This window comes from Desulfovibrio sp. JC010 (assembly GCF_010470675.1).
In the GTDB taxonomy this organism is placed as follows: domain Bacteria; phylum Desulfobacterota; class Desulfovibrionia; order Desulfovibrionales; family Desulfovibrionaceae; genus Maridesulfovibrio.
In genome coordinates, this window is record NZ_VOIQ01000005.1 from 254570 (window position 1) to 272928 (window position 18359).

The window sequence follows — 18359 nt, forward strand, 5'->3', positions numbered from 1 at the left end:
AGTCTTGATTCAGCAGGGTCCAAATGGAATATTTTCTGGAATTATTTTTCTCCGGTCTGACCAGGGGCAGTATCTATGCGCTTATCGCCCTCGGTTACACCATGGTTTACGGTATTATCGAGCTGATCAACTTTGCCCACGGTGAGATCTACATGATAGGTGCTTTCGTAGGTCTTGTTGTTGCCGGGGTGCTCAGCAGTTTCGGTTTTCCCGCAGCTTCAATTGTTATTCTGGCTACCATCGCAGCTGTTATTTATGCCGCTTCATATGGTTATACAATTGAAAAAATCGCTTACCGTCCGTTGCGCGGCGCGCCGAGACTTTCTCCGCTTATTTCCGCCATCGGTATGTCCATTTTTCTTCAGAACTACGTTATGCTGTCTCAGACTTCAGATTTTCTTTCATTTCCGAGTCTGATTCCTGAGTTCGGCTTTCTTAAGAATTATGAGTCCATGATCGGCTCCACCGATTTTCTGATCATTGCGGTGGCGGCGATTGTTATGGTCGGACTTAATCTTTTTATTAAATTCACCCGCATGGGCAAAGCCATGCGCGCCACTGCGCAGAACCGCAAGATGGCCATGCTGGTCGGTATCAATGTCGATCAGGTCATTTCTGCCACTTTTGTCATCGGTTCCGCTCTGGCGGCAATCGGCGGTGTGCTCATCGCCTCCCACATCGGGCAGATTAACTTTTTTATCGGATTTATCGCAGGCATCAAAGCCTTCACCGCTGCAGTTCTCGGCGGTATTGGATCCGTGCCCGGCGCAATGCTCGGAGGACTTATCCTTGGCTGGACTGAAAGTTTCTGCACTGGATACGTTTCCAGTGACTACGAAGACGTCTTCGCTTTTGCGCTTTTGGTACTTATTCTTATCTTCAGACCTTCAGGACTTTTGGGTAAAGCTCCTATTCAGAAGGTTTAAGGTGCACTGGCAAAAGAATGGTGAATACGTTCTCTGACGATACAAAATGATAAAAACGGAAAATATTTGCATATGGAAGGCTTGAAAAAATCAATACTTGCTTCATTGTGGTTCATGTTTTTGACCCTGCCCATCATGGGGGTCTTCGTGAATACCATTGACAAGTCCGTTACCTGGCATCTGGATCGGGTCCTGTGTGTGGGCGTCGCTGCATTCGTGCTCTCTTTTCTCTGGCGTTATATGCTGGAGCAGAAGGATAAAGGCAGGCAGGAGGAGGAAGCTTCTTCTGTTGAAAAGGTGACCTTTTTTAATAAACTCATCTCCAGCCCTAAATTTTATTGGCCTGCGTTGGTCGGCGTGGCTGTTTTCGCCATAGCGTTTCCCAAGCTGTTTTCAATGTATCAGGTCAACGTCATGACCACTGCACTCATCTACGTGGTGCTGGGGCTGGGCTTGAATATCGTTGTCGGTCTGGCCGGACTGCTGGACCTCGGTTTTGTGGCATTCTACGCTGTGGGTGCTTATTCCTACGCGCTTATGAATATGTATTGGGGGATCAGTTTCTGGGTGGCCCTGCCCCTCGGTGCACTGCTTGGTGCCATCTGCGGTATCCTGCTCGGTTTTCCGGTGCTGCGTCTGCGCGGTGACTATCTGGCCATCGTAACGCTGGGTTTCGGGGAAATTATCCGCCTGGTGCTGGAAAACTGGGGTAGCTTTACTAACGGCCCGGCCGGTATTTCCAATATCGCCCGTCCTGAATTTTTTGGTTTTGCCAAGGGATTTTTGGCCCAGATCAACTTTATGTACTACCTGATGCTGGTGCTGGTGATTTTTACCATCTTCGTGGTCAACAGGCTTAAGAATTCCCGCATCGGGCGTGCCTGGCAGGCCCTGCGCGAAGATGAAATAGCCTGTCAGGCCATGGGCATCGATAAAATGAAAACCAAGCTTATGGCCTTCTCGTTGGGAGCCACTTGGGCAGGAATGGTCGGGGTTGTGTTCGCAGCCAAGACCACCTTTATCAACCCGGCATCGTTCACATTCCTTGAGTCGGCAATCATCCTGTCCATTGTTGTTCTTGGCGGCATGGGTTCCATCCTCGGGGTTATCCTCGGTGCGTTGGTGCTGATCTTGCTGCCTGAATACATGAGAGAGTTTTCCGAATACCGCATGCTTATTTTCGGTGCGGTCATGGTTTTGGTTATGGTCTTCAGGCCGCAGGGTTTGGTTCGCGATGTGCGCAAGAAGATTGATATCAGTGCAGTGAAAAAGGCTTTAGGTGGCGCGCATGAGTAATGAAAGAAGAACCGTTCTGCAGGTAAAGGGCGTCAGCAAGGATTTCGGTGGTCTGCGCGCCCTTGATGATGTTGATCTTGAAGTGAAGGAAGGGGAGATTGTCGCCCTTATCGGTCCCAACGGGGCAGGTAAGACAACTTTTTTTAACTGCATCACCGGAATATACACCCCCACCGAGGGTGACGTTAATATTGATCCTTATGGCGAAGGCTTCAAACGCATTAACGGCATGAAGCCTAATAAAGTGACCGAACTGGGTATGGCCCGTACCTTCCAGAACATCAGGCTTTTTCCGTCAATGTCGGTTATAGAAAATGTTATGATCGGCTGCCATTGCCGGACAAAGGCTACCTTTCTTGGCGCGGTGTTACGTGACCCGCGGACCCGCAGGGAAGAGCAGGAGACCATCCTTAAAAGCTATGAACTCCTGCAGGAACTCGGCCTTGAGCAGTATGCTGACGAACTGGCTCGTAACCTGCCGTACGGAGCACAGCGCAGGTTGGAAATCGCCCGCGCGCTGGCGACTGATCCTTTCATCCTGCTTCTGGACGAACCCGCTGCAGGCATGAACCCGCAGGAAACTTCCGAACTTGAAGAGTTGATTGTTTCCATTAAGGACAAACATAATATCTCGGTGCTGCTCATTGAGCATGACATGAAAATGGTCATGTCCCTGTCCGATCGTTTGTACGTACTGGAATACGGACGTGAAATCGCCCATGGCACACCGCAGGAAGTCAGCGAGAACCCCGCTGTAATCAAGGCTTATCTCGGGGAGGAACTCGTCGATGCTTAAACTTAAGAATGTAAATACATTTTACGGAAACATTCAGGCCCTGCGTAACATCAATATTGAGGTTAAGCAGGGTGAAATTATCACCCTCATCGGTGCCAACGGTGCAGGCAAGACCACCACGCTGATGACCGTCAGCGGTGTGGTTCCGCCGCGCACAGGCGAAGTCCTTTACAACGGCGAGCCGATACACAAGGCCAAGCCGGACAAGATCGTTAAAATGGGTATTTCGCAGGTTCCTGAAGGCCGTCTTATCTTCCCGGACCTGACCATCACCGAGAACCTTGATATGGGTGCCTTTCTGCGTGATGACAAGGACGGGGTAAAGGCGGACATGGACCATGTCTTCGAGCTTTTTCCTATTCTTTTCGAGCGGCGTAAGCAGCTCGGCGGCAACCTTTCCGGCGGGGAGCAGCAGATGCTGGCCATTTCCCGCGCGCTCATGGCCCGGCCGAAATTGCTTCTTCTTGATGAACCCTCTTTGGGGCTGGCTCCGTTAATTATCCGCCAAATCTTCGATATCGTTAAGAAGATCAATGAAGAAAGCGGCACTACGGTCTTTCTGGTCGAGCAGAATGCAAACCTCGCCCTGAAAACTGCCCATCGCGGTTACGTCATGGAAAACGGGGAGATCATACTTTCCGATACCAGCGACAAGTTGCTCGCGAACGATGATATCAAGAAAGCTTACTTAGGATTGTAATTGAGAATGCCCCCAGCGGATTGCCGGGGGCATTCTTATGTAAGTGCAAAATATCCTTAAAGAGTGGCGAAGCCTTATTAAAAAAGTTTGGGATTCTTAAACCCTTTTCAAAGGGTTTAAGGCCCCCGGCAGGGTCCCCGAAGGGAAATATAATTATTGACAAAAATCGGCCTTGCAAATATGCGGTGCCGAACACTTTTAATAACTTTTTGGTTACGGCCTTGAGTCCGTGGCAAAAAAGTATATAATCAGTTCATTAAAGATTGAAATTCCCGGCAGGGAAGAACCTGCCACAACCCCTGTGAAACTGATGGTACCGCACCCGGTTGACCGCCAGAAAGACCGGCCCGGTCCCTTGAGAGGAATCATATGTCATGATTTCTCTTTTCTTTTAGCTAATATTTCAAATCATTTTGCGAGGGCAATATGGAAAAGGTAGTAGGTCAGGCTCTGACTTTTGACGATGTTCTGCTTTTGCCCGCCTATTCGGAAGTTCTTCCCGATAGCGTGGACGTATCCGCAAAACTCACCGAAGAGATCACTCTTGGAATCCCACTGGTCAGTGCCGCTATGGATACTGTCACCGAGTCCAAAATGGCTATTCAGATGGCCCGCCACGGCGGTGTCGGCGTTGTTCATAAAAATATGAGCGTACGCGATCAGGTCCGTGAAGTTGAAAGGGTCAAAAAATCAGAATCCGGCATGGTCACCGACCCCATCGTGGTTCATCCCGACGACACCGTGGGCAAGGCTCTGGATCTTATGGCCGAATTCAAAATTTCCGGTTTTCCGGTTGTCAAAGGTGAGCACCTTGTCGGTATCATCACCAACCGTGACACCCGCTTCATCACCGACCGCAATGTGCCTGTTTCCGAAGTGATGACCAGCCGCAATCTCGTTACTGTGCAGAAAGGTATTTCTTCTGAAGAAGCTAAACGCCACCTGCACACCAACCGCATTGAAAAACTGCTGGTTGTTGACGAAGAAAACAAGCTTACCGGCCTGATCACCATCAAGGATATTGATAAGGTCAAGAAATATCCCAATGCAGCAAAAGACTCCGCAGGCCGCCTGCGCGTAGGTGCTGCTGTAGGTGTAGGTCGTGATCTCATGGAACGCAGCTCCGCGCTCATCGCTGCCGGTGTTGACTTCCTGACCCTTGATTCTGCACACGGTCACTCTAAAGGTATTCTCGATTCCATCAAGGAACTCCGTTCCTGCTACCCCGATGTTCAGATCGTAGGCGGTAACATAGCTACTTATGATGGTGCCATGGCTCTCATCGATGCCGGTGTTAACGCTGTCAAAGTAGGTATCGGTCCCGGTTCCATCTGCACCACCCGTGTTGTTGCCGGTGTCGGTGTACCTCAGATCACTGCCATCATGGAAGCCGCCCGTGCCTGTCAGGAACGCGGTGTGTGCGTAATCGGTGACGGCGGAATCAAGTTCTCCGGCGACGTTGTTAAGGCTCTGGTTGCGGGTGCAAATACCGTAATGATGGGCTCCATGTTCGCAGGAACCGATGAAAGCCCCGGTGAAAAAGTTCTTTATCAAGGTCGTTCCTACAAACTTTATCGCGGCATGGGTTCCATTGACGCAATGAAGAAGGGCAGTTCCGACCGTTACTTCCAGAAGGACACCAACAAGCTGGTTCCCGAAGGAATCGTTGGACGCGTTCCCTACAAAGGGCCCGTCTCCGATAGTATTTTCCAGATGATCGGCGGACTCCGTTCCGGTATGGGCTACGTAGGTTGTGCTAACATCGCTGAAATGGCCGAAAAAGCACAGTTCACCCGCATGTCTGCCGCCGGTTTCAAAGAAAGCCACGTACATGATGTAATTATTACCAAGGAAGCACCCAACTACCGGGTTGATTCCTACTAATCAGGAGTCGTCATGCAGCACGATAATAAAGTAATTATTTTGGATTTCGGGTCTCAGTTTACTCAGCTGATCGCCCGTAGAATCCGTGAAGCGGGTGTGTATTCCGAAATCCACCCCTGTAATGTTGATCCCCAGAAGATCAAGGATCTCAATCCCGGCGCATTGATCCTCTCCGGCGGACCTTCCTCCGTTCTGGAAGATGAATCCCCGCAGCTTGATCCATCCCTGTTGGAACTGGGCGTGCCTGTGCTAGGCATCTGCTACGGCATGCAGCTCATGACCAACGATCTGGGTGGCCGCGTTGTTTCTTCCGAAGACCGTGAATACGGCCGTGCGGAATTCAAAGGTGATTCCGGCTGTGCTCTTTTCGAAGGCATTGAAGACATTGAAAAGCTCACCGTATGGATGAGCCACGGCGACCGTGTTGAAGCCATTCCCGAAGGATTCAAGGTCTGCGGTACTACCGAGTCCATTCCTTTTGCAGCCATGGCCAACGATGATAAAAAAATGTACGCCCTGCAGTTCCATCCCGAAGTGGCACACACTGAAGGCGGCACCACCATCATTAACAACTTCGTTTTCAAAGTTGCAGGCCTCAAAGCTGACTGGACCATGTCCTCTTTCGTAGAGAACTGCATCAAGGAAATGCGCGAACAGATCGGCGACAACCAGGTTGTGCTCGGTCTTTCCGGCGGCATTGACTCTACCGTGGTTGCCGTGCTCCTGCACAAGGCCATCGGCAAGCGTCTGCACTGCATCTTTGTTGATAACGGTCTGCTGCGCATGCACGAGCGGGAAGAAGTTATCGGCTTCCTCGAAGAGCATTTCGAACTCAACGTTAAATGCGTTGATTCCGCAGAGCTTTTCCTCGACAAGCTCAAGGGCGTTGAAGATCCTGAGAAGAAGCGCAAGCTTATCGGTTACACCTTCATTGATGTTTTCAACGAAGAAGCAACCGCTCTCAAGGATGTTAAATTCCTCGCACAGGGAACTCTTTACCCCGATGTAATCGAGTCTGAATCCTTCAAAGGCCCCTCCGCGGTTATTAAGTCCCACCACAACGTTGGCGGACTGCCCGAAGATATGGACCTTGATTTGGTTGAACCCCTGCGCGAACTCTTCAAGGACGAAGTCCGCAAGGTTGCCTACGAACTGGGCCTGCCTGAGTTCATCATCTGGCGTCAGCCTTTCCCCGGTCCGGGGCTCGCTATCCGTGTTCTGGGTGAAATTACTGAAGAGCGTCTTGAAATCCTGCGTCAGGCAGACAAGATCGTACAGAACGAAATGCATGCATCCGGCTGGTACCGCAAGGTCTGGCAGGGCTTCGCAGTTCTGCTGCCGCTCAAGACTGTCGGCGTTATGGGTGATGACCGTACTTACGAGCACGTCATTGCACTGCGCATCGTAGACAGCATTGATGCCATGACCGCTGACTGGTCCCGCATCCCCAACGATATCCTCGCCAGAATGTCCAACCGGATCATTAACGAGGTAAAAGGTGTTAACCGCGTGGTTCTGGATATTTCCTCCAAGCCGCCGGCAACCATTGAGTGGGAATAATTTAAGAAAGCCTCCGGCGGCTGGGGAAGGGGTACTTTTGAAAAAAGTTCCCCTTCCCCAGACCCCATCCCCTCAAAATTTTTCAGTTTGCTTCGCATATAGTTTTGTCGGGCGGTTTTCGCCTTATTGATCGCAATGCCTTGACCGGGTGTTGCGTTTTTTTGTTCCGGATTTGGATAAGTAAATATTTTTTGCTCTTGAGTCGGGACTCGTTTATGCTGAATTTCATTGCAGATAAGACGTAGATAAAGTTTTAGAAATCGGTTACAAGACGTCAGCAAATTTTGAAAAAGCCTGTTTTCGGCTTTGACGCCTCGGCGTGTTTATCTTGTCGCAACGAAGAAGGAATTAATATGTTCGGTATCGGTTCTACAGAACTTATCGTAATTTTGGTTGTAGCTTTGATTCTCATCGGACCCCAGAAGCTCCCGGAACTTATCAAGAATCTTGGTAAGGGACTTTCTGAAGTCAAGAAGATGTCCAATGATGTAAAGTCCACTCTGGATGCTGAAATTTCCGCTGCTGACGAAGAGCGTAAGCAGAAGGAAGATGTCGAGCGCGAAGCTGCACGTAAAAAAGCAGAAGCCGAAGCAATGGAAAAAGCACGGCAGGCGGAAGCTGAAAAGCAGGCCGATGACGGCAAAGCTGAAGAAGTTGCAGAAGCACCCAAGACCGAGAGCGAGAAAGCATGAGTTCAGCGGAGAAAGATTCGCGTGAAGTAGGGCAGGAGAGTCCTGAAGAAAAAAATCAGGCTGAAGAGACTGCCGAGGAATCCTTGAATTCCGAAGAGGAAGCTTCTGAAAGCAAAGAGTCCGAAGCCGGACTTCCTGCTGAAAAAGATGCGGGAGAGATCACAGTGTCTGAAGATGGTTCAGGCCCTGAAGATGAAGATCCCGACGAGGAAGATGAGGAGCTGGACGAAGAAGAAGCTCCCATGACTTTCCTTGAGCATCTGGAAGAACTGCGACGCCGTTTTGTCAGGATCATGATTGCCTGCGGTATTGGTTTTCTGGCCTGTTACTCTTTTGCCAAGCCCCTGTTTTCCTTGCTCATGGCACCGCTGGTGGCGGTTCTGCCTCCTGATTCCACTTTGATTTTCACTTCCCTGCCCGAAGGTTTTGTCACTTACCTGAAAGTTGCTGCCGTGGCCGGGATTTTTGCAGTATCACCATATATTTTTGCCCAGATCTGGGGTTTCATAGCGCCCGGTCTGTACGAGCATGAGCGCAAGTGGATGATTCCGCTGGCATTTTTGTCCGCATTCTTCTTTGTGGGCGGGGCTATGTTCGGGTATTACGTGGTATTCCCCTTTGGTTGTGAGTTTTTTATGGGCTTTGCTGATGAATTTATTAAGCCCATGCCTACCTTGCGGGAATATTTGGGTTTCTCGCTTAAATTGCTGTTCGCTTTCGGTATTATCTTTGAGCTGCCGCTATTTATTTTTTTCCTCGCCAGATTGGGCGTGGTTACAGCGGAGGGGCTGCGCAGCAAGCGTAAGTATGCCATTTTGGTCTGCTTTATCTGTTCCGCCATCCTGACTCCGCCGGATGTTATGACTCAGACCCTCATGGCCGGACCGCTGATTATTCTGTATGAAATCGGTGTTTGGGTTGCTTACTTCTTTGGAAAGCGCGGCGGCAGGAAGCTGAAAAAAGCTGAGTCTGAGAATGACGGACCTGACGATTCCGGACCGGATTCAGATCCTGACGGCGGTGCTTCTGCTGATGATTCTGCTGCAGAAAAGTCTGAGTCTGAAGCTGAAAAGAAAAAGAAGCCCAAAGCCGAAAAGAAATCCAAGGCCGAAGATGCCGGCTACGACGAAGATTTGATTGAAATGTAATGGCCGCATTACAGGCCGTACCATAAGAGAGGTTGGTTTTGTCACAGAGATCTGCTGCAATTACCCGTACCACAAAGGAAACCGATATTTCCCTGAAGTTGAATATCGACGGTGAAGGCCGGACTGATATCGACACCGGGGTGGGGTTCGCCGACCATATGCTGACCCTGATGAGTTTCTGGGCCGGATTTGACCTTGACCTCAAATGCAAGGGCGACCTCGAAATTGATTCGCACCATACGCTTGAAGACATCGCGCTCGTGTTAGGGCAGGCCCTGTCCGAGGCCATGGGCGACAAAAAAGGCATCAACCGTATCGGTTTTGCCAAAGTACCCATGGATGAAGCTCTTGTGGAAGTTGTAATTGACCTTTCAGGACGGGCTTATCTTGTGTATGATGACGACATCCTGCCCCCGATCATTGCCGGGGATGAAAGGGATGTCTGGCGTGAATTTTTCAAATCACTGGCTTTTAAAGCCGGTATGAACCTGCACATCAAGTTTGAATACGGACGTAACGGCCACCATCTGCTCGAAGGTGCGTTCAAGGCTCTTGGGCTTGCTTTCCGCAATGCTCTTTCCGTTGAAAGACAGGGTGTTTCCAGTACAAAAGGGAGTCTTGATTAATGAAACGGCTTTTCCCTCTGCTTATTATTTGTGTTTTTGCTCTCGGTGCTCTCAGTGGGTGTGCCAGTAAAAGTGAGCTTGTTAAACTCCCGCGTCCTTCCGGTAAGATTGCTGTAGCCGGCTTTACCAACCCCGTGTTCAACTGGGAACTGCTGGCCGGATACCTGCCGCAGGAAGGCAAACCCATCAAGAAGGAAATCCTGCAGCAGCTTGATGCCAAGATGGTCGGAGTGCTTTCCAAGCATGGCGTTACCGCTTTTGCGCGCCCGGCAATTACCCGCCAGTGTCAGGAAATCGAAGTTTTTGAAAATTTGGGCGGTCGCCGCGAAGCCGCTTTTGCCTATTGGGTTAAGGTCGGCCAGTGCATGAGTGCCGACTACATTCTGGTTCCGCAGATTCTCTTCTGGCAGGACCTGCGCGGCATGCAGAAGGCTGATTTCAACATCCAGCCCGCATCTGTAATTATTGATCTGTTTCTTATTGATGTTAACAACAGGCGCATCATCAGAAGATTCCATTACGATGAAACCCAGCAGACTCTCATGGAGAACGTGCTGGAAGCGGATACTTTCTTCAAACGTGGAGGCAAATGGGTAACCGCAATGGAACTTTCTGACGAGGCCCTTGAGACCGGACTTATGGAGCTTGGTTTATGATCGTTTTTCCCGCTGTAGATATCAAGGACGGCGTATGCGTACGCCTCTCACAGGGACAGGCTGACGCTGTCACCGTATTTTCCAGTGATCCCGTTGCCCAGGCCAAGTACTGGGAGAATCAGGGCGCAAGATACCTGCACGTAGTTGACCTTGACGGCGCATTCAGCGGAATGCCCAAGAACTTTGACCTGATCAAGGATATCTGCAGTCAGCTCAGCATTCCGGTGCAGCTCGGTGGCGGTATCCGCGATATTGAAACCGCATCCAAATACCTTGAAGCAGGCGTGCGTCGCCTGATCATCGGTACCATGGCCCTTGAGGACGAGGAAACTTTCGCCGCTCTCTGCGCCAAATTCCCCGGTCAGATCGGGGTCTCCCTTGATGCCGTAAACGGACAGCTCAAGTCCCGCGGCTGGGTGGAAGATGCAGGAATCTCCATCTTCGACATCATCCCCCGCATTGAAGCAGCCGGTGCAGCATTTATCATCTACACTGATATCAGCCGCGACGGCATGCAGACCGGTGTAAATGTGAACGCCATGGCTGACCTTTGCGCCAAGACCAAACTTCCGGTCATCGCAGCAGGCGGTGTTGCCACCCTTGAAGATGTAATCAACCTGCGTCCGCTGGTTTCCAAAGGCCTCGAAGGTGCTGTTTCCGGTCAGGCTATCTACACTGGAACCCTCAATTTTGCTGAAGCTATCGAGTGGTTGGAAAATAATTAAAGGCAAGGAGCTGATGCGCTTCGCGTTTTGACGAACTGATTTCGCCTCCGGCGGGCAGAAGGGCTAAGCCCCTCTGCACTCCCTAGTAGGGAAGAGGAGTTTGTTTATGAAAAGAGTAGAAGTTAAAGGCATGAGTTGCATGCATTGCGTTGGGTCTGTAGAGAAGGCTCTCAGCGCAATTGAAGGCGTAACTGACGTTAAGGCCAGTCTCGATGATGCCTGCGCTACCTACGTAGAAATTACCCCGGTAGATGATGCCAAGATCAAGGAAGCGATCACCAAGATCGGCTTTGAGGCTGGCGAAGTTAAGTCGTAGATTATAGAATGAATGTAGAAAGCCCCGCGCTCTGATGAGTGCGGGGCTTTTTTGCGTCGTATGGAAACTTGTTGCGATTATATTTTGAATAAGATAATTGTTTTGTGTCCGTATGTTAAGCTAGGAGAATATTTGCATGAATAGTACCTTTGCGTTTCCCGGTCGTGAATTGTTGATTCCAAATGTTGTGAGAGCTGAAAATTGTACCCTTACTGATGCTGATGGTAATCAATATATTGATTTAGAGGCTGGTATCTGGTGTACAAATATAGGGCATGGCAATAGTGCAGTAATCTCTGCAATTGTAAAACAGATGGATTGTGTCTCTCACGTCGGGTTCTGCTATAGTTCTGAAGTTGTCGAAAGGGCTGGCGGAGCGGTGCTTGATCTCTTTGGACACAAAAACGGATGTTGTTCTTTTCTTTGTTCCGGAAGCGAATCTGTCGAGTACGGGGTACGGGTGTTGCGTTCGTTGCTGGGATCAAAGCGGATTATGACCTTATCTGATTCATATTTCGGAGCCTACGGCGATGCGGCGGCAAAGAATTCTGATAAATGGTTTCTTTTTGATTGGGAAAAGTGTGAAAACTGTACTCACGAGCAATGTACGAAAGAGTGCTCCGGCTATTCCGGGATACCGTTTGATGACATTGGTGCCTTCCTGTTTGAGCCGGGCAGTTCTTCGGGGATGGTCCGTTTTCCGCCCGCTAAATTGATTGACAGCATAGTCAAGGACCTAGCCGCTGCTGACGGACTGGTGATGGTCAATGAAGTTACTACCGGAGTCGGCAGGACCGGGAAATGGTTCGGTTACCAGCATTATGAAATGCAGCCGGATATCGTCGCCATGGGTAAAGGGATCGGGAATGGTTATCCCGTAAGTGCTGTGTCGCTAAGTAGCCGTGTCATTGATTTGCTTGGACCGGAAGGGGTGGCTTACGGACAATCCCATCTCAATGATCCCTTGGGAGCTGCCGTGGTGGAAGCAGTGATAGCTGAGATTCATGGGCATAACCTGATACAGCGTGCAGAGCTGCTCTCAGATATTTTTCTGGATGGTTTGCAGAAAGTAGCAACTGATTCGCCATTAATCGATTGTGCTCGCGGCAGGGGGCTTATGGCGATCCTGATCATTGATGACAAGCTGGATGTCTCAAAAGTAGCGGATTTGCACAGACGCTTGGTTGCACGGGGATTCATAGTAGATCATCGGATTGGCACCAATGCCCTGCGCATGCACCCGGCCCTTACCATAGACGAGCAGGATATTCGCCGTTTTCTCGCAGTGCTTGAGGATCTTCTGGGGGCTATGGAGATTAAGCTGGGTTAGATTGGAATGATGTGAACGGCTAATTTAATCGGATTGCATGGTTTTTAAATAGAAGGCTGCGAAACGGCTGTCATGCTCTTCCAGGTGATCATTGAGCCAGCTGCAAAAGTAATCAATTAATTCTTGTTTGCCCGTCCTTTTGAATCTGCCGTGGGTGAGAAATGTTCTGACAAGATGGGTATGCTCGTCTGAATGTTCTTTCAGCTGTGGGTACGATGTTTTACGCATTATCGTTTCTTCATCTCTGAAATGATTCTGCACTTGTTCAAATAGTTTTGAGTACAGTTTTTGGCAGACATCTTCGTCGCTGTTTTCAGAAAGGGCGAGTATATATTTTTGGGCGGTACGGGCTAGTTCCTCATGCTGCTTATCCATCGGTTCAATTCCAAAGCGGTATGATTCTGTCCACAGCCGTTTCATTTTTTCTCCGTATTTCTATGTATAATTTTTTACTCATTAATATTACCAGCCTTGCTGTCTTTGTCCAATTATAATTAGGTAGATAGTCCGGCGCGATATTTTTGCGTTCTATCAGCGGCGTAGTTTGTTTCGCAGGGCGAAACCGAAGAGGGCGGCTTGGAGGGTGATTAGGGTTACTGAGATGCCTTTGAAGAAGTATTGGAGGCCTGTTAGATCAGTATCTGCGAATTTAATTTTAATAAGTGGCATGTACCACATGGCCATTTTTAGCCAGTCTTGGTTTGCCCATGGGGTGAGGCTTATTATGAATTGCGCTAGGAAGGGGAAAATGACTAGACAGAACAGGATTGCTCCTGCGCGGATAGGATCTTCTCCGTAACCGCTGATTTGTTGGTAGAAGTTGAGGTAGATTTTTGAGGCTACTTTGTTGATGTCGTTTTTGATCTTTTGGAAGTCGTTATAGCCAATTACTATTGCTGTTAGTAGGAGCGAAAGCCCTACTGCAATATTTAGAAAATATTCGTGCTGCATTTTTAGGAAAAAGGCGCAGACTGGGATCATGAAAATTGCGGTAGCAAGTATGTTCCAGAAATGTGTTGAGGGAGCCTTGTCCAAGCTTTTGCGGGTCATTTCTTTTTCGCGGTAATGCCAGTGCGAGGTTTGTTCTTCGTCTGCGCTTTCGCGGGCTATTCTTTTTAGGCGGCGATATATTTCTGCGAGGGTGGTGTCGGTGCAATCTGTTTCTTCTTGATGCTTTTCATCATAAATCGGTGCAAATCTTTCGTCACCCCAAGTGCAGTTAATGAATTTGAAAGACTCTATGTTTGTCTTATCAAATTTGAGATTTGTAAGATTTACGGACTCAAGAAGGATGGTCTCTTTTGATATTGCGCCTGCGAAGCTTGTCTCACCTAAGAATTTAGAATCACGGAAATAGGTCCATTCTTTGAAAAAAGCTAAATTGAAATTAACACCGTCTTCGAAAATTGTTTGTTCGAAGTTGGAGTAGGCTTGGAATATAGTATTGTCGAAAGATGGTTTGTTCTCAAATGATGAACTTTGAAAGAAAGTTGGGCCATTGAATTCCATTAAGTAAAATGATGCTTTTTCAAATTTGCTATGATCAAAATATATCTCCATTAATGATTCCGTCTCGTTAAAATCAACGTGTTGGAATTCAGCATATACAAAAAAAGTACATGCATTGAATTTTGAATTTATAAATTTTGCTTGTTGATGAAATTTAGTGTTGCTGAAATCTGTTTCGGATAAAAATATTGATTTGCTAAAGTTTGCAGTTTTCATGAAATGTACATATTCAAAGGTTGCCTTGCCGTTAAAGTTCGCGCTTTTGAAAATTGCATTTTTAATGAATTGTGCATGCTCAAAGGTTATTTCATTATAGAATTGTGAGTCCGAGAAGTTCGTCTCATCACAGAAGTGGGTGTCTATAAATAGTGGTGTGTTGTGAAAATGGGTATTGATGAAGTTGATTTTATTGAATGTAGTATTTCTAAAGTCGCTAGTCGATTTAAAATGTACATTGTTAAAGTTACTTTTTGCATCAAAAAAAGCATTTTTGAAATCGGTATGTTTCAAAAAAAAAGAGTAGTTTAAGTTAATTGGCGGTATGTGTTTGGCATTTAGTTTATGATATTTTGAAAGTGAAATTTCATATGGGAAAATAGTTGCGGAGAAGTTACATCTTGGATTCCAACGCATTTTTAACCAATTATCTTTATCCCGCTCCTCATCCTCCCCCTCCTCAATAACCCCATCAATCCGCTCAAAAATCAACCCATTAAACTTCTCAGCCCTCATCAAAGCAGGTCTTTCCCCACCATCACGTCCGTCATAAGGCTTCCCACTAGGAACATCAAACTTACAATCAGCAGGAGCATGAAAAATACAATACTCTTTCCCATCAGCATCAATATAGACGATGTCGTAATCTTTACACCAATTACTATGCTTCTCCCCAATGCAACAACCCATGTGTACCTCTTATAAATGACGAATTTCAGTAAGTGGGGGTTTTATATCTTATAATGCTGCAATTAATCCACAATAAAAAACGCCCGATTCTCAAAAGAGAACCGGGCGTTAAAAAGTCTTTTAAGACTTACAGAGACAGACTACCAGCGGGGGCGTTCTGCTCTGGGCTTGGCTTCGTTAACCTTGAGGTTACGACCGCCGAAGTCTTTGCCGTCGAGAGCTTCGATAGCATCCATGGCGCCGTTGTCGTCCATTTCTACGAAACCGAAACCACGAGCGCGGCCGGTTTCACGATCTTCGATGAGTTTAACAGAGATAACTTCACCGTAAGCTTCAAAGGAAGCGCGGACATCTTCTTCAGTAGCGGACCAGGGCAGGTTACCAACGTAGATATTCTTAGACATTCTAAATACTCCAATAAAAAATAAAAATTATATCAGTGCCCGTGCACCAAAAAAAAGGGCCGCGTACAAGATGCGTACTCGGCTCCTCGATAGTCATGTTCAATTTAAACCAGCGCTAGTCACAGTTTGACCGTGCCTTCACGGGTACGGCTGGTGTTTGATTGGTAGTTAATCTATTGTTTATGAATTAAAGTCAAGCTATATCGGAGTGTGGAAGTAGATTAATATGTATTTGTTAGTCTAAAGTACTGAGAAAAAAGTAAAATTTTTTTAGATAAAAAATAAAACAGCACTTTGATTCAATAAAGCCCCGCACTCTGATGAGTGCGGGGCTTTATTGCGTATGGAGTTGGATAGTATTTCAAAAACATCTTGGTTATTACGAATATAGATGCTATGTCGTGTTAGGAATATTTAATTAATTCCGTTTTGTAGAGGGGGGATTATGAATTTAATAACAAAATCAAGCCTTCTGGTGCTAGCCTGTACATTTATGATTTTAAGTGTGGTGTCGAATTCTTCGGCTCAAGAAGTAATTACAATTCAGGCAGCTAAAGGCGGTCAGTATTCAATTTTAGCGTATGATGATCGTGCGAAACGTTATTATCACTTCAACGGTATATTATCTTCCGATCATCATCAGATTAATATTCCTGACGGTTGTGCCAGTTCCGTCACTGTCGCGCTGGGCAGAGCAACAGGAACAAGAAATCTTTATGAAAAACGTGACCCGTACAATCCAATATATAAGGTAACCAAAAAATCAGCTGTAGTGTTGGAAATTCAGTTTGTTGCTAAGGGGACTGGCGCGGTTGTTCCAAATGCTGTCGGTTCTGTAATAATGGGTGGGATTAGCTCAGGATTTAAACGTCAGCCACCGCAATAAGTTTTATGCTTTGGATTTGATTGCATATGTAAAAACAAAAGCCCCGCACTCTGATGAGCGCGGGGCTTGAATTTTTTTATGTGCCTGCTTCCTAGAGTTTGACTTTGGGCAGCTCGGGGAGGTTCTTTTCGAGAACGTTGGCAGCCTGAAGCATGGTCTTTTCATCAAAGGCGGGTGCCATGAACTGGAGACCTACGGGCATGTTGGTTTTCTTGCCAAGTGCTACGGGCAGGGACATGCCGGGCATTCCCACTAAGTTCAGTGAAATGGTGAAGATATCCTGCAGGTACATCTGCAGGGGATCGGAAGTCAGGTCGCCTACAGGGAAGGCTGTGGTGGGGCATACCGGGCCGGCGATGAGGTCGCAGGACTCGAATGCCTTGTTGAAGTCTTCGCGCAGCAGGCGGCGGATCTGGGCGGCCTTGCGGTAGTATGCATCGTAGTAACCTGCGGAAAGAACGTAGGTCCCAATTATGATTCTGCGCTGGACCTCGTCACCGAAAGCTTCGGTGCGGGATTTGGTGTAAAGCTCGGCCAGTTCCTTGGGGTCCTTGGTGCGGTGACCGTAGCGGACGCCGTCGAAGCGGGACAGGTTGGAGCTCGCTTCAGCCATTGCGATGATATAGTAGGTCGCGATGGCGTATTCGGTCATGGAAAGTTTTACGGGAACGGTCTTGGCACCCAGTTCTTCGGCCTTGGCGATTGCGGCGCGGCAGGCTTCGCTGACTTCCTCGGAAAGACCTTCGCCCCAGTATTCTTCGGGCAGGCCGATGGTCAGGCCGGAAAGGTCCTTGCGTTCTTCAAGGGCGGCTACGAAATCTTCCATGGGCTTATCAGCGGATGTGGAATCGCGCTGGTCGTGACCGCCGATTACGTTGAGCACTCTTGCGGCATCTTCTACGGTTCTGGTCATGGGACCGATCTGGTCGAGGGAGGAGCCGTAGGCGATGAGGCCGTAACGGGATACGCGGCCGTATGTGGGCTTAACGCCGACACAGCCGCAGAAAGATGCGGGAAGACGGATGGAACCACCGGTATCGGTGCCGAGAGCGGCGTAGCACTGTCCGGCTGCGATGGTTGCGCCGGAACCGCCGGAAGAACCGCCGGGTACGCGGCTGGGGTCCCAGGGGTTGGTGGTGGTCTGGTAGGCGGAGTTCTCAGTGGTGGAACCCATGGCGAATTCGTCCATGTTGGCCTTACCTACGATGATGGCACCTGCTTCCTTGAGCTTGGCTACCGCAGTGGAATCGTAGAAGGGGGTGAAACCTTCGAGGATTTTGGAACCTGCGGTGGTGGGTACACCCTTGGTAGCCAGTGCGTCTTTTACGACGACCGGAATACCCCAGAGCGGCTTGGATGCATCAGGGCCTGTGGCGTCCATTTCTTCGGCCTGCTTGAGGGCTTCCTCATTGCAGATGTGCAGCAGGGCCTTGGTTTCGGGTTCGCTTTTGGTGATCTGCTCAAGGCAGGCTTTGACAGCTTCAGTGGCAGTCACTTCCTTGGCCATAAGCATGGCGTGGATTTCAGTGAGTGATTTTTCTATGAGTGAGGACATTTTATATCTCTGTGTATTAGCTTGAATTTATACGATGCGGGGAACAACAAAGTACTTGCCGTCAGTATCCGGCGCATTGGAAAGAACTTCATCTCTGGTGTGCTCTTTCCTGACCTCATCCTTGCGCAGTCTGGTGGTGTGTTCCACCGGGCTGAACAGAGGTTCTACTTCGCTTGTGTCGATTTCGTTCAACTTGTCCATGTATGAGAGGATGTTATTGAGCTGTCCTGCAAATAATTCAGTTTTTTCTTCTGAAAGATCGAGTCTTGCAAGGCGTGCCACACGGGCTACTTCCTCTAAATTGAGTTTCTCATCACTCATTATTATCTCCTTATTTTTGTCTCCGGCGGCCAGAGGGGAAAAACTTTTTATCGGGGTTTCGCCGCTGGAGACTGAATATTTACTTTTGATTTAATCCATTAGCCCCACGCCTGATTGTGCTGG

19 protein-coding genes are annotated in these 18359 nt (G+C 48.4%); 14 read left to right on the forward strand and 5 right to left on the reverse strand.

Annotation, left to right across the window (positions count from 1 at the left end; translation table 11 throughout):
• Nucleotides 1-23 precede the first annotated feature (23 nt).
• The 13 genes from FMR86_RS07830 to FMR86_RS07890 all read left to right on the forward strand — a co-directional run bounded on the left by FMR86_RS07830 (nt 24) and on the right by FMR86_RS07890 (nt 12655).
• Nucleotides 24-926, forward strand: coding sequence for a branched-chain amino acid ABC transporter permease (locus FMR86_RS07830; protein ID WP_163350537.1), 903 nt, complete (start codon nt 24-26; stop codon nt 924-926).
• 72 nt (nt 927-998) lie between these two features.
• On the forward strand, nt 999-2222 hold the full coding sequence (locus FMR86_RS07835; RefSeq protein ID WP_163350538.1) for a branched-chain amino acid ABC transporter permease: 1224 nt from the start codon (nt 999-1001) through the stop codon (nt 2220-2222).
• Nucleotides 2215-3018 (forward strand): ABC transporter ATP-binding protein, encoded by an 804-nt coding sequence (locus FMR86_RS07840; RefSeq protein ID WP_163350539.1) that lies wholly within the window; start codon nt 2215-2217, stop codon nt 3016-3018. Before FMR86_RS07835 ends, FMR86_RS07840 begins: the two co-directional genes overlap by 8 nt.
• Nucleotides 3011-3718 (forward strand): ABC transporter ATP-binding protein, encoded by a 708-nt coding sequence (locus tag FMR86_RS07845; RefSeq protein WP_163350540.1) that lies wholly within the window; start codon nt 3011-3013, stop codon nt 3716-3718. Before FMR86_RS07840 ends, FMR86_RS07845 begins: the two co-directional genes overlap by 8 nt.
• A 426-nt stretch (nt 3719-4144) precedes the next feature.
• Nucleotides 4145-5602: an IMP dehydrogenase gene (gene guaB / locus FMR86_RS07850; RefSeq protein ID WP_163350541.1), complete on the forward strand. Its 1458-nt coding sequence runs from the start codon at nt 4145-4147 to the stop codon at nt 5600-5602.
• Between the two features lie 12 nt (nt 5603-5614).
• Nucleotides 5615-7162, forward strand: a complete 1548-nt coding sequence (gene guaA / locus FMR86_RS07855) for a glutamine-hydrolyzing GMP synthase (protein WP_163350542.1) — start codon at nt 5615-5617, stop codon at nt 7160-7162.
• A gap of 353 nt (nt 7163-7515) precedes the next feature.
• Nucleotides 7516-7854 carry a Sec-independent protein translocase protein TatB gene (gene tatB, locus FMR86_RS07860; protein ID WP_163350543.1) on the forward strand — a complete coding sequence of 113 codons (339 nt, stop codon included), beginning with the start codon at nt 7516-7518 and terminating at the stop codon, nt 7852-7854.
• The gene (gene tatC / locus FMR86_RS07865; RefSeq protein ID WP_163350544.1) at nt 7851-9002 is read left to right on the forward strand and encodes a twin-arginine translocase subunit TatC; all 1152 of its coding nucleotides are present in this window, start codon (nt 7851-7853) and stop codon (nt 9000-9002) included. The genes tatB and tatC overlap by 4 nt, the downstream gene beginning before the upstream one ends.
• Nucleotides 9003-9040: 38 nt before the next feature.
• A complete protein-coding gene (gene hisB / locus FMR86_RS07870) occupies nt 9041-9628 on the forward strand; it encodes an imidazoleglycerol-phosphate dehydratase HisB (protein ID WP_163350545.1) in 588 nt (195 codons plus the stop codon).
• Complete coding sequence (locus tag FMR86_RS07875) at nt 9628-10284, forward strand: hypothetical protein (RefSeq protein ID WP_163350546.1); 657 nt, start codon at nt 9628-9630, stop codon at nt 10282-10284. The genes hisB and FMR86_RS07875 overlap by 1 nt, the downstream gene beginning before the upstream one ends.
• Nucleotides 10281-11009, forward strand: a complete 729-nt coding sequence (hisA, locus tag FMR86_RS07880; RefSeq protein WP_163350547.1) for a 1-(5-phosphoribosyl)-5-[(5-phosphoribosylamino)methylideneamino]imidazole-4-carboxamide isomerase — start codon at nt 10281-10283, stop codon at nt 11007-11009. The genes FMR86_RS07875 and hisA overlap by 4 nt, the downstream gene beginning before the upstream one ends.
• A gap of 106 nt (nt 11010-11115) precedes the next feature.
• Nucleotides 11116-11325, forward strand: coding sequence for a heavy-metal-associated domain-containing protein (locus FMR86_RS07885; protein ID WP_163350548.1), 210 nt, complete (start codon nt 11116-11118; stop codon nt 11323-11325).
• A gap of 136 nt (nt 11326-11461) precedes the next feature.
• Nucleotides 11462-12655: an aminotransferase class III-fold pyridoxal phosphate-dependent enzyme gene (locus tag FMR86_RS07890; protein WP_163350549.1), complete on the forward strand. Its 1194-nt coding sequence runs from the start codon at nt 11462-11464 to the stop codon at nt 12653-12655.
• 24 nt (nt 12656-12679) lie between these two features.
• Here the strand turns inward: FMR86_RS07890 and FMR86_RS07895 are convergent, their stop codons facing one another.
• The 3 genes from FMR86_RS07895 to FMR86_RS07905 form a co-directional block, all read right to left on the reverse strand.
• On the reverse strand, nt 12680-13075 hold the full coding sequence (locus tag FMR86_RS07895) for a bacteriohemerythrin (RefSeq protein WP_163350550.1): 396 nt from the start codon (nt 13073-13075) through the stop codon (nt 12680-12682).
• Nucleotides 13076-13186: 111 nt separating this feature from the next.
• A complete protein-coding gene (locus tag FMR86_RS07900; RefSeq protein ID WP_163350551.1) occupies nt 13187-15070 on the reverse strand; it encodes a pentapeptide repeat-containing protein in 1884 nt (627 codons plus the stop codon).
• A gap of 140 nt (nt 15071-15210) precedes the next feature.
• Complete coding sequence (locus tag FMR86_RS07905) at nt 15211-15474, reverse strand: RNA-binding protein (protein WP_163350552.1); 264 nt, start codon at nt 15472-15474, stop codon at nt 15211-15213.
• Between the two features lie 445 nt (nt 15475-15919).
• On the opposite strand from FMR86_RS07905, the gene FMR86_RS07910 reads away from it, so the two are divergent.
• Nucleotides 15920-16360 (forward strand): hypothetical protein, encoded by a 441-nt coding sequence (locus FMR86_RS07910; RefSeq protein ID WP_163350553.1) that lies wholly within the window; start codon nt 15920-15922, stop codon nt 16358-16360.
• A 91-nt stretch (nt 16361-16451) separates the two neighbouring features.
• Here the strand turns inward: FMR86_RS07910 and gatA are convergent, their stop codons facing one another.
• Together gatA and gatC are read right to left on the reverse strand one after the other, a co-directional pair.
• Nucleotides 16452-17915, reverse strand: coding sequence for an Asp-tRNA(Asn)/Glu-tRNA(Gln) amidotransferase subunit GatA (gatA, locus tag FMR86_RS07915; protein ID WP_163350554.1), 1464 nt, complete (start codon nt 17913-17915; stop codon nt 16452-16454).
• Nucleotides 17916-17942: 27 nt separating this feature from the next.
• Nucleotides 17943-18236, reverse strand: a complete 294-nt coding sequence (gene gatC / locus FMR86_RS07920; RefSeq protein ID WP_163350555.1) for an Asp-tRNA(Asn)/Glu-tRNA(Gln) amidotransferase subunit GatC — start codon at nt 18234-18236, stop codon at nt 17943-17945.
• Nucleotides 18237-18359: the final 123 nt, after the last annotated feature.